Here is a 13,050-nt window from a genome sequence, read left to right as displayed (position 1 = left end):
GTGATTTGTGACACCACTTGTGACAAGGTCCGGCTCTGCAAGGATGTTCATGGCGGTTAGCCCCCGTATTCACTGGGTTAACCCTTTCCCTCCTTGTGGTTCTGGATGTACTGCCGGGAGGACTTGCGCAAGCTCAAGCGGATTACCCTGTTGTGGGATTACATCCGCGCGGTGACAGAGCAGAACCAGGCTCTGTTGATGGGGGATAGTCGGCAGATGCTGTTTGCCGACTGGGGATCTTCAAGAACGTTCAGGTTGTAACCGGTTGGCGGGCAGCCACTTTCCTGGACAATGTCTTACCAAAAGCAATCCACCATTTTTCATAATAGAAGGTCGATATATGCGCGGTGATGAAGATGGCGGCGAACAACAACGGACGCTTCAAATATTTAACGACGGTATCTCCGCTCCCCAGCCAGGTATGCGCTAGCAACGGGTGGACAACGTAGAGCGCGTAGGAGATGGTGGCGATATAAAACAAAATGCGGTTGTTCAGAACCTGGGCAATGAGTGTCCGGCCATTGAGTAACGTGCTCCCCACCATTGCCGCGGCAATATAGGGGCGCAAGTAGTTCATGAAGCCGCCGTCGGGATGACTGGACACGACAAACAGGGCGAATAAAGTTATTTGCACGAGCAGCATTTGAGCCGGAGGTTTCACAAGAGTGCTACCCAGTCTTTTGTGATAGATCAGCGCAAGTATGCAGCCAGACAGTATTTCATCAATTCGGTAATAGGTGTTGATGACGACATGGGCATCATTCATGACTCGGTAGGTCGTGACGGCGATGGCCAGAAAAGGGATCAGCACCATCCACCTTTTCCTCATCATGACGACCAGCAACGCGATGGCCACATAAAACTGGACCTCCATGCACAAACTCCATAGATGGCCGTTTACATTGCCAAGCCACATAGGCGGCCAGTTGGCAAAGAATAGAAAATTTGCGATGTAGTAATCAGGAGGGCTGCTCATGATCGGCAAAGCAATCGCCATGTACAACCAGGCAAGCGGCACAATCCGAAAGAACCGGCGAATTAAAAAATCAATGACGCTGTCGTTCTTGAGCAGAAAACTTGTTATCAGGAAACCCGATAGCGTAAAAAATATAGCCATGCCCATAACGCCTGCGGCGGAATTCAATTGCAAAATCTTTGGGCCAAGTGGTAGCAGGTGACACGCCAGAACAAGCAATATACTTATTCCGCGCCATCCATCAAGTACGTTTAACCGAGAGCCTGCTACGGAACTATCACTCATATTGGCATTCGCTCTTTGGATATGAAAAACCCAATAGTCGTAGCGGTGAAAATTTCATGAAGCCAGACCATTTAAGCCTGTAGTCTAGGTCACCTTTTGAACTTTACACTTCACGCCATGATAAAATTTTGTCGCGAGCAATTGGTTAAATCACTGTTTTTTTGACGTTGCTTTCATGGCGTCAAGTGAATCGCCAACTTTTTGGCGGATGCGCTGCGAGCGCTGTCAGTCGCTCGCCTCCTTGAGTTCCAGCATCAACCCGCTCAAGCGCTTGACCCGACGCCGCACCGCCTCTTCGAAGACACCTGCCCGAGGTTCGATCAATGTGAACCAGTCCTTGGCCCGAGTGATGCCGGTGTAGATCAACTCCTTGGTGAGCACCGGGTTCAAGGCATCGGGCAGGATCAACGCGGTGTGGGCGAATTCCGAGCCCTGGGATTTGTGCACGGTCATGGCGTACACGGTTTCGACATCATTGAGGCGGCTGGGCAACACAAAACGCACACCGCCCTGCCCGTCGTTCCTCGGGAAGGCTACCCGCAGCACCGGTTTTCCGGCCTCGGGCCCCTCGCGCTCGGGAAGCCTGAGGGCAATGCCAATGTCGCCATTCATCAAGCCAAGACCGTAATCGTTGCGGGTCATCAGCACCGGCCGGCCTTCGTACCACTGCTGGTCGCTGTCGATCAGCCGCGCCTTCAGCAAGGCGTCGGTCACCCGCTGGTTCAATCCTTCCACGCCCCACGGCCCTTTGCGCACGGCACACAACAACTGGAAGGCGTCGAATGCCTGCAGGACCTGCCGGGCCCAATCGGTCCAGCGCGCATCTTCGAGGGGGCAATCGAGCGGTGGACGCTGGTTGCGCAGCAAGCTCAAGTAATAGCGGTAACCTTGCGGCCCTTCACCGTGACCTTCGAGCAACAGGCGCTCCAGCGCCCGATCCTGTTCATTTCTGAGGGAGAGGGAAAACACATCGTCGTGGCTTCGCGCCGCCAACAACTTTCGGGCTTCTGCGGGCTGTTGCTGGTTCACCCAACGGGCCAGCTGGCCAATGCCGCTGCCTTCACCGAATCGCCGCGAGTGGCGCAACATCACCACTTGCTGGGCCAGCGGATGGGTGCCTTGGATATCTTCCTGCAACCCGCTTTCCTCCAGGCTCTCACCACTGATGGTCTGCAGCCACTGGCGAGTCTGCGGGCTATACCAACCCGCTTCGGCGTCGCGACACAGATCGCCCAGCACGGCACCGGCCTCCACCGAGGCCAACTGGTCCTTGTCACCCAGCAGCACCAGTCGGGCATGGGCCGGCAGCGCATCGAGCAGGTTGGCCATCATTTCCAGGTCGATCATCGACGCTTCGTCCACCACCAACACATCCAGCGGCAAGTGATTGCCGGCGTGGTGACGAAAATGTCGCGTGCCCGGGCGGCTGCCAAGCAGGCGGTGTACGGTGGTGACATCAGAGGGGATTTTTTCGCGGATGGCTTCAGTGACTTTCAGCGTTCGCACTTGCGCACTGATGGATTCGGTCAGCCGCGCCGCGGCTTTGCCGGTTGGCGCGGCAAGACGAATGCGCAGCGGCTTGCCCGCCTCTACCGCCGGGGCCTGGAGTAATGCGAGCAAGCGCACGACCGTAGTGGTCTTGCCGGTTCCCGGGCCGCCGGTGACGATACTGAAGGCGCTGCGAGTCGCGAGGGCACAGGCGAGTTTCTGCCAGTCGATGACCTCACCGGGCCTGGCCGGACCAAACAAACCGGTAAGGCGCTGCAACAAATCATCCGGTGCGTTTTCATGCGCCGCCAGGCGCTCACGCAACGCATTGTCGATACGTCGTTCGTAGGCCCAGTAGCGCCGCAGGTACAGGCGCTTGCCGGCCAACACCAACGGTCGTTGCTGCACGGTGTCACGCTCGTCCGCGGCCAATGCAACCAGGCTGCTGGAGGCCAGCACCTTGCACCAATGGGCGCCATCCAGCGCTTCGAGCAGCTGCGAAGGCAGCAACATCGCGCCACTTTGCAGGTCGCCTTCCGGTGGCAGCGACAGGGCGAAGTCCGGCTCCTTGAGGGTCTCGAACAGGTCCAGGCAAACATGCCCGTGCCCCAACTGGTGACTGGTCAATGCCGCCGCCAGCAGCACCAGCGGATCGTCGTCCGGGGCCAGTTCGTAGAGAAAACCGACGAAGGCCTTGTCCAGTGCTCGCAACCAGCCGCGCTCGACCCAGCGCGTGAGCAGCAGCAACAGGTCTTCGGCACGACTCAAAGGGCTGAGTTGCGCCAGGCTGTCGGCGCTCAGTGGCGTCGACAGCACATCGGCGAAGGTACGGTTCATAGCAGTACTCCCTGTTCCCAGGCGGGTTCGACCCTGGGCTCCGGCTTGCCCTGAAACAGGCGGTCCAGTCGCTCGATCAGCGCCCGGGGCGGGCGGGCAAAATACACGCCCTGGCTTGGCGCACGCGTACCCCGCAGAAACAGGTACAGCGCCCCTCCGACATGCCGGTCGTAATCGTAATCGGCAAGCCGGGCCTTGAGCTGGCGATGCAGGGCCAGGAGGTACAACACGTATTGCAGGTCGTAGCGGTTGTCGAGGATCGACTGCTCCATGACTTGCTCGGTATAGGCTGCGTCTTCGACCCCGAGCCAGTTGGATTTGTAGTCGGCGACGTAGTAACGGCCGTCATGCTCGAACGTCAGGTCGATGAAACCCTTGAACATGCCATTGAGCAACACCGATTCGGCGGCCACCCGAGGCACACCGTTGTGGGTGTATTGGCACACCAGGGCATCGAGCTTGAGCACATCGACCCTGTGGCTGGCGAACCAGAACTCCATCTCGACCCGGTACTGGGTCAACTGCCCGAAGATCACCGGCGCCTGGCCGCTGCCCAGCGGCAAGGGCGACTTGAGCAGATGCTGCAACCATTCACTCAGCGTGGTGATCCAGCCCTCCCAGCCACGGCGATTGCAGCGACGGGCAATCGCATCTTCCACGGCTTGCGCGGTGGCGGCAAAACCTTCGTTGCCGGCCCATTCGAGCAAACCATGGAGAAAGGTGCCCGGGTTAGGGCCACGGGGGAATCGATGGATATCGGCACCGCCGGCCACCATCTCTCGGGGGGCATGCGGGTCGAGACGTTCGTCGTCGAAGAGTTTCTGTGCCTGCGGGCTTTCGGGCGCCTGATCACTGCCGATGCTCAGGCTGTCGCCAATGCGCAAGGCGCTGTAGGAGGCAATCCACCAGTTTTCACTGGCTTTGCGTTGCACCGTCAACGGGGCCAGCAACGCGGCGGTGTTCTGCGGTGGATGGTATTGCTCGCAGGTGCTTTCAGGCATTTCGCCATAGCCCATCGCCGGACAGCCCTGTTGCAGGTCTCGCAACCAGGTCTGCAAACCTGCCGACTCGTTCAAGCAAGCACCGCCGCCCAACAGATACCCCAGCGCCGACAGGTGCAGCACCGAGCTGTTGTTATTGCCACGCTTGAGATCCGCCACGCCCAGCCAGCAGGCGTGTTGCGCCCGGGTCAGGGCCACATACAGCAGGCGCAGGTCTTCGGCCAGGCGCTCATCATCGGCCAGAGCAATCAGTTCAGCCGTGGGGTTCAAGGTCACTTGGGCCTTGCCCGCGGCATCGTGGTAATGCAACGGCAGACGGCTGCCATCCACCGGCTTCGCCGAGCAAATGAACGGCAGGAACACCAACGGGTACTCCAGCCCCTTGGACTTGTGGATGGTCACGACCTTGACCAGTTGCTCATCGCTTTCCAGGCGCAGGATCTGCTCTTCACCTGCCTGGCCCGACAATGCCAGGTGCTCGGACAAATGCCGGATCAAGGCCTGCTCGCCGTCAAGTTCGGCGGCCGCCTGTTGCAGCAACTCGGACAGGTGCAACAGGTTGGTCAACACCCGCTCGCCATCGTTGCGAGTTATCAATGCCTGGGGCAGCTTGAAGTCATGCAGCAAGCGTCGCAGCATCGGCAACACACCCTGCTTGCGCCAAAGTTCGCGATAACGGCGGAACTGCATGACCCGCGCTTCCCAGGCCAGTTCGTCCTGGTTCAACTGCTCAAGCTCAGCCAATGACAGATTCAGCGTGATGCTGGCCAATGCAGCGCGCAGTGGCCGCTCGACATCCGGCTCGGCGCAGGCCTTGAGCCAGGTCAGCACGTCGTGAGCTTCCTGCGCGGCGAACACCGAGTCCTTGTCCGATAGGTAAACGCTGCGCACGCCCCGGGCAGAGAGCTCGGTACGCACCGCCTGAGCTTCCTTGCCATCGCGCACGAGGATGGCAATGTCCGCGGGCATCAGGCCTTTTAGCGCCTGATCGTCACGCACGAACCCAGCAAGGCCTTGTTGCCCGCCGTTGAGCAAGGCGGTGATTTCACTGGCACAGGCGGCGGCCAGTTGCTGGCGATAGACCGCGCCGGACAACGGCTGCTCGGCCGACAGGTGCCAGATGTTCAACGCCGGTACGGCCTGCTGATTAATGCATAGGACTTCTTTGCGTCCCTGGGACTCGACGGGCAGGAACGGCACCGGGTTGTCGCCATTTTTTTCCCGGAACAGAAACGCCCCGCGCCCCGACTCGCGCGACTCTGCGCAGTCAAATACATGGTTCACGGCATTGACCATGCCATGGCTCGAACGGAAGTTGGTGCCCAGGGTGTGCAGGCGGCCAGTGGTCGCCTGGCGGGCGCGCAAGTAGGTATAGATGTCGGCGCCGCGGAAGGCGTAGATCGCCTGCTTCGGGTCGCCGATCAGGAACAGCCCGCTGTCGGGGCTGTTATCTTCAATGCGGTAGATACTCTCGAAGATCCGGTACTGCACCGGGTCGGTGTCCTGGAATTCGTCGATCAACGCCACCGGGAACTGTTCGCGGATCAAGGTCGCCAGGCGCTCGCCACCATCGCTTTGCAGCGCCGCATCCAGGCGCAGCAACATGTCGTCGAAACCCATTTCCGCACGGCGACGCTTTTCCTCTTCGAAACGCGCACCCACCCAATGGGCAGCGTGTTGCAGCACGGCGGCATCGGGCGTTGGCAAGCCATCGAGACAGGCCTTGAGCCCGGGCATCGCGTCCAGGGCCGGATGATCCGGCGCTGCGCCCTTCTTCCAGGCTTCTGCCATGCCGTCGGGAGTCAGGCGAGTGAAGCCGGTACCGATGTCCAGTTGTTCAAGGGACTCGTCTTCGGCCCAGGCTTTGATTTTCTCGAACCAGGGCTCGAAATATCGCGCCTGCATCTTGCGCCCGTCGACACTCTTGCTGGCGACACCTTCGTGACACAGGGCCAGCAACTCGTCGGCCCACTGGCGCCACGGCATCTTGAGCTCTAGCAAGGCAGCTCGCCGCGCCTGCAGACATTCTGTAATCAACTGCGCCGGCTCTTTACCGGCGAGGGTGTCGCGCTCGCTGGCGAACAGCCCGCGGATTCGCGGCAACAAGGCGGCCGGCCCACCCCAATTGCCGCGCACCCAGTTCAACGCATCACCCTGCATCGGATAACAGAACAACCGCCAGTAATCGCGCAGGACTTCACCCAGCAGATCACTGTGGTCGGTTTCCAGGGTCTGGGTAAACAGGCTGCCGCTGTCAAAGGCGTGCTCGCGCAACATGCGCTGGCACCAACTGTGGATGGTGGACACCGCCGCCTCATCCATCCATTGCGCGGCGATGTCCAGGCGATTGGCGCAGCCGGGCCACTGTTCGGGTGCGTACTCGTCCCGCAGCTGGTTGATCAGCCCGTCGGGGGCCGGCGTTTCATCGCGGAAAAAGCGGGCGGCTTCTGCAAGGCGCGTACGAATGCGTTCGCGCAGCTCTTTGGTGGCGGCATCGGTAAAGGTCACCACGAGGATCTGTGGCGGCAGCAGTTCACGGCCGAAACCAGTGGGCTCTCCACCACCGGACTCTCCACCGTGGCCAAGGACCAGGCGCAGGTACAGTGCGGAAATGGTGAAGGTCTTGCCGGTCCCGGCACTGGCCTCGATCAGTTGACTGCCACGCAGCGGGAACGCCAGGGCCAACGGTGTCTGGGTGGTCATGGGCGGGCTTCCTCGCTGGACACTGAACGCCAAGGGGCCTCCAGCAGCGGTCGATACAGGGCGTCGCACCAATCGGTGAACGTCTCGTCGGCGACCAGGGCGTCGTAATCGGCGAACTGACGCGCGAGTGCCACGCTTTCGCGTCGCTCGCCGTCAGTGGTCAAGCCATCCCCCTCATAGGCCTTGCGGGCTGCTGCCTGGGCTTTGACCGGGTCGGTTTGCCCGAGCCATGCAAAGGCGGTCTTGACTGCAATCGGCAGGGGTTGGCGCATGCCGGATTGCCAGGCCAGCAACAGGTCGCCCAGCGTTTGCAAGGCACTCTCCTGGGCAATCGGCTCGAGTAGCAGGCTGTCGTCACTGGCCACCAAGGCCGTGGTCATCGCTATGCCGCTGGCGCACGCCACCAGATGGTTGACCCACGGCCGCGTCAGCCGATGCCATTTGCGCGACTTGATCGAACCGATGCTGTTGGGGATCGTCGTGACCGACAGCAATCCACCGCCAGCACGTTGATGCAGGCCGCTGAGCCAGCCCTCGATACGCAGGCCAGCCACTTGCAGATTGATTGGCAGGGCACTGGTCAGTGGCGTTGGCCATAAGGCCAGGAGCTGTTGATAACGCGCAAGCAGATCCGGCAAGGGTTCGATCAACTCGCGCTGCAGGCATTCGCCAAATCCGGCCATGGGCAGCAGCCCACTGTTTTGCAGGCGACTGGCGTGCACCTCCAGCACCCGGTCGGTGTTATCCAGGTCCGCCAGTGCCGCGCCGAGCAAACTGTCGCTCAGGCTATAGCGTTGCAAGGCATCGAGGACAAATGGCTCTTCATCGGCCAAAGGCACTTCGGCAGCCTCGAAGAACACCTTCAAGCGCTGACTGAAGAAATGTCGCACCGGGTTGCGCAGGAAATCCTGCAGCTGCCCGAGACTCAGCGGCTCCTCCTGGACGTGGGCATCCAGCATCTCGTGGCCAGGCGCTTGCCCGCTGGCTTGATGGAGCACCTGCCACTCACTGGCATAGCTGAACAGGGCATCGCCCTGGTGGAAGTAACGGGCACTGAAGGGTTGCAGCGGATGCTCCTGGGTCATGGCCTCAAGCAAGTCTTCCTCGGCATCGGCCAATCGCCAACCGCTGGCCAGGTGGTCACGGAGCTGGCCAATCAGCACCGATGCCGGGCGCTCGCTGTTGTCGCGAATGCTGCGACCGACCCAGCTGACGTAGAGTTGATCGCGCGCCGACAACAACGCCTCCAGCAGCAAATAACGGTCATCCTCACGCCGCGAGCGATCGCCGGGGCGGTAGTCGCTGCCCATGAGGTCGAAGTCCAGTGGCGGCTGTGCCCGCGGGTAGTCGCCATCGTTCATCCCCAGCAGGCACACCAGCTTGAACGGGATCGCACGCATGGGCATCAAGGTACAGAAGTTGACCGCTCCGGCCAAAAAACGCTGGGACAACCGCCCCTGATCGAGACCGGCCAACCAGGCTTCACGAACGACGGTCAGCGGCAGCTCGTCGTGCAAGCCAACTGACTCACAGTTCTCCAGCCAGGTTTCACGCAACGTTTCCAGTTGCGTCAGCAAATACTCGTCGTGTTCGTTACTGGCCTGGAAGAACAGTGCCACCAACGCTTGCAAGCGCAGGCTCCATTGCTGGGGCGATGCCGGTTGAGAGAGCTCGTGGTGGGCAATTTCCAGTGCATCCAGCAGCGCAACCAGCGGGCCTATGAGCGCGGCATCCAGCCCACCAATCTCGTCGTAGGGTTCGATGCCGCCACAGGCACCGGAACTGCCAACGGCATACCCGAGCAACATCCGCCGCAGGCCAAAACGCCAACTGTTCTGCTCCAGCGCCTCCGGCAGGCCCAGGCCTGCACGCTGCTCGGCATTCATGCCCCAGCGGATGCCCGCCCCTTCGATCCAGCGGTGCAGGGTTGGCAGGTCACGCTCCTCTACGCCGAAGCGCTCCCGTAGCGCGGGGACGTCCAGCAGGTCGAGAATCTCGCTGACCGGGAAACGGCTGTCTGGCAGCTTGAGCAGATGTTCGACGGCGATCAGCAACGGATCACGGCCGCGCTGCCCCTGGTCTGCGAGGGTGAAGGGTATGAAGCGCGGGTCGTGGCGCTCAAGCTGGCCGAACACCGCGCGAATGTGCGGGGCATAGGCATCGATGTCCGGGACCATGACAATCACATCCCGGGGACGCAATAGCGGATCGGCGCTGAAGCGCGCGAGCAACTGATCGTGCAGGATCTCCACTTCGCGCTGAGCGCTGTGGGCAATGTGGAAGCGAATCGACGAGTCTTTCTCCAGGTCCACAGCTGGCCAGCATTCACGGGTTTCGCCCAGTGGACGCAACTCAAGGATGTCGTCTTGCAACTGGTTGAGCATGTGCAGCGGCTGGCTGTCACTGAACAGGTCGATGCGCCCGTCACGAAACGCCGAGCGATAGCTGTTGGGGTCGTCGTAGCTGTCGAGCAGATTGATGTAGTCCCGCCCCTGCTTGCCCCATGCGGCCAGTAACGGATGGGCATGTTGATGCAGGGTTTGCGGGTCGAGTACGCCGGGCATGCCGCTCTTGCGCGCCTGCCGTTTGTATTGATGCCGCAACAGATCTTTGTCGGCGACGATGTCCGCCCAATGGTGACGACAGGGGTTGTGCACGCACAGCAGAACCTGGCTGAATCGAGCCAGCCCGGCCAGGGCCTCGAGGGCTTGAGCGGGCAGCGAGGAAATGCCGAACACGATGACCCGTGAAGGTAAACCGGTCGGAGCAACGTCGAGGCTGTTGATGCGTTCGATAAAACGCTGATGCACGCCGGCACGGCTTTGCGCCATCCCTTCCACACCGACATCCAGCAACAGTGCACGCCACAACTCCGCCTGCCAGGCATTGGCCGCGGTCATCGGCTTGGCTTCGCCCCTGCCGTTACGTAACTGGTGTCGACCTTCCGCCCAGTCTTCGAGCCAATCGGCACGGTACACCTGGTACTGGTCGAACAGATCCGCCAGTCGCTCAGCCAATTGATAGCGCTTGCGCAAATCGGTGTCATGGGTGAGAAAACGCTGTAACGGTTCGAAGTGTGGCTGATTGATCAACTGCGGCAGCAGACGCATCAGGCGCCAGGTCAAGGGGGCTTTATCCAGCAACGACTTGGCCGGAATTTCGTCGCGACCCAGGACCATCCGGTAGAGCTGCCACATGAAACTGCCGGGCAACTGCACGTCGATGGCAGCGGCGATTCCGCAGCCGCCCATGTCGTCATCTTCAGCGTCTTCAGCTAATGCCAGCTTCAGCCATTGGGCTATGCCGTTGCTCTGCACCAGGGCGATTTCATTTTCCAGGGGAGCCAGCGGGTAGCGCCGCATCCAGCTCACCACCAGGCTGCGTAACTCGTCCAGGCGATTGCCATGAACCACCATAAAACCAGCACTGAGGGACGTTGCGTCCGGCATAAAGGCTTCCTTGGAAAGCGCAAATCGAGGTACGACTTTAGCATTGAAGGCGATTGGCTTCATTGTTGGGGGTAGGAGCGAGCATGCTCCGGGCGGCGTTCCGACGATGGTCGTCAACGATAACGCTGGGGGCCTGATACCCCGTGGCGTTCTCGGGTTTTTCGCGAGCATGCTCGCTCCTACGGGTAAAAGGAGCCGCAAAGACAAAACCCCTACCTGCATGCGCAGATAGGGGTTTTGGAATTTAATCTTGACGATGACCTACTCTCACATGGGGAAACCCCACACTACCATCGGCGATGCATCGTTTCACTGCTGAGTTCGGGATGGGATCAGGTGGTTCCAATGCTCTATGGTCGTCAAGAAATTCGGGTACTGAGTCGTGACCAGTTGGCCTCGCTTCAGCAAATTGGGTATGTGATAGCTTCGGTGCTTTGTAAGTATCTCGAACTTTCGGTTCGTTTCGTCTTCACACACCGCAATCTGGCCTCTTTCGTCTTTTCAACTAAGAGCAGCAAATTGCTTGGGTGTTATATGGTCAAGCCTCACGGGCAATTAGTATTGGTTAGCTCAACGCCTCACAGCGCTTACACACCCAACCTATCAACGTCGTAGTCTTCGACGGCCCTTCAGGGGACTCAAGGTCCCAGTGAGATCTCATCTTGAGGCTAGTTTCCCGCTTAGATGCTTTCAGCGGTTATCTATTCCGAACATAGCTACCCGGCAATGCCACTGGCGTGACAACCGGAACACCAGAGGTTCGTCCACTCCGGTCCTCTCGTACTAGGAGCAGCCCCTCTCAAATCTCAAACGTCCACGGCAGATAGGGACCGAACTGTCTCACGACGTTCTAAACCCAGCTCGCGTACCACTTTAAATGGCGAACAGCCATACCCTTGGGACCGGCTTCAGCCCCAGGATGTGATGAGCCGACATCGAGGTGCCAAACACCGCCGTCGATATGAACTCTTGGGCGGTATCAGCCTGTTATCCCCGGAGTACCTTTTATCCGTTGAGCGATGGCCCTTCCATACAGAACCACCGGATCACTAAGACCTACTTTCGTACCTGCTCGACGTGTCTGTCTCGCAGTCAAGCGCGCTTTTGCCTTTATACTCTACGACCGATTTCCGACCGGTCTGAGCGCACCTTCGTACTCCTCCGTTACTCTTTAGGAGGAGACCGCCCCAGTCAAACTACCCACCATACACTGTCCTCGATCCGGATAACGGACCTGAGTTAGAACCTCAAAGTTGCCAGGGTGGTATTTCAAGGTTGGCTCCACGCGAACTGGCGTCCACGCTTCAAAGCCTCCCACCTATCCTACACAAGCAAATTCAAAGTCCAGTGCAAAGCTATAGTAAAGGTTCACGGGGTCTTTCCGTCTAGCCGCGGATACACTGCATCTTCACAGCGATTTCAATTTCACTGAGTCTCGGGTGGAGACAGCGCCGCCATCGTTACGCCATTCGTGCAGGTCGGAACTTACCCGACAAGGAATTTCGCTACCTTAGGACCGTTATAGTTACGGCCGCCGTTTACCGGGGCTTCGATCAAGAGCTTCGCGTTAGCTAACCCCATCAATTAACCTTCCGGCACCGGGCAGGCGTCACACCCTATACGTCCACTTTCGTGTTTGCAGAGTGCTGTGTTTTTAATAAACAGTCGCAGCGGCCTGGTATCTTCGACCGGCGTGGGCTTACGCAGTAAATGCTTCACCCTCACCGGCGCACCTTCTCCCGAAGTTACGGTGCCATTTTGCCTAGTTCCTTCACCCGAGTTCTCTCAAGCGCCTTGGTATTCTCTACCCAACCACCTGTGTCGGTTTGGGGTACGGTTCCTGGTTATCTGAAGCTTAGAAGCTTTTCTTGGAAGCATGGCATCAACCACTTCGTGTTCTAAAAGAACACTCGTCATCAGCTCTCGGCCTTAGAATCCCGGATTTACCTAAGATTCCAGCCTACCACCTTAAACTTGGACAACCAACGCCAAGCTGGCCTAGCCTTCTCCGTCCCTCCATCGCAATAACCAGAAGTACAGGAATATTAACCTGTTTTCCATCGACTACGCTTTTCAGCCTCGCCTTAGGGACCGACTAACCCTGCGTCGATTAACGTTGCGCAGGAAACCTTGGTCTTTCGGCGTGGGTGTTTTTCACACCCATTGTCGTTACTCATGTCAGCATTCGCACTTCTGATACCTCCAGCAAGCTTCTCAACTCACCTTCACAGGCTTACAGAACGCTCCTCTACCGCATCATCCGAAGATGATACCCGTAGCTTCGGTGTATGGTTTGAGCCCCGTTACATCT

The 13,050-nt window shown here is 59.3% G+C and carries 4 protein-coding genes and 2 rRNA genes (1 of these 6 only partly in view); all 6 read right to left on the bottom strand.

The window, feature by feature from the left end:
- Positions 1-250 precede the first annotated feature (250 nt).
- Positions 251-1,261, bottom strand: a complete 1,011-nt coding sequence (locus tag ACA054_RS03415) for an acyltransferase family protein (protein WP_497688193.1) — start codon at positions 1,259-1,261, stop codon at positions 251-253.
- Between the two features lie 225 nt (positions 1,262-1,486).
- The gene (gene recD / locus ACA054_RS03410; protein WP_497688192.1) at positions 1,487-3,586 is read right to left on the bottom strand and encodes an exodeoxyribonuclease V subunit alpha; all 2,100 of its coding nucleotides are present in this window, start codon (positions 3,584-3,586) and stop codon (positions 1,487-1,489) included.
- On the bottom strand, positions 3,583-7,290 hold the full coding sequence (recB, locus tag ACA054_RS03405) for an exodeoxyribonuclease V subunit beta (protein ID WP_497688191.1): 3,708 nt from the start codon (positions 7,288-7,290) through the stop codon (positions 3,583-3,585). Before recB ends, recD begins: the two co-directional genes overlap by 4 nt.
- Positions 7,287-10,739 carry an exodeoxyribonuclease V subunit gamma gene (recC, locus tag ACA054_RS03400; RefSeq protein ID WP_497688190.1) on the bottom strand — a complete coding sequence of 1,151 codons (3,453 nt, stop codon included), beginning with the start codon at positions 10,737-10,739 and terminating at the stop codon, positions 7,287-7,289. Before recC ends, recB begins: the two co-directional genes overlap by 4 nt.
- Positions 10,740-10,987: 248 nt before the next feature.
- Positions 10,988-11,103: ribosomal RNA gene (gene rrf / locus ACA054_RS03395) — 5S ribosomal RNA — on the bottom strand.
- Between the two features lie 170 nt (positions 11,104-11,273).
- Positions 11,274-13,050, bottom strand: a 23S ribosomal RNA gene (locus ACA054_RS03390); it runs 1,117 nt beyond the window's last position.

Source organism: Pseudomonas sp. LBUM1653 (assembly GCF_059716115.1).
This window is presented reverse-complemented; position numbering and strand designations above follow the sequence as displayed.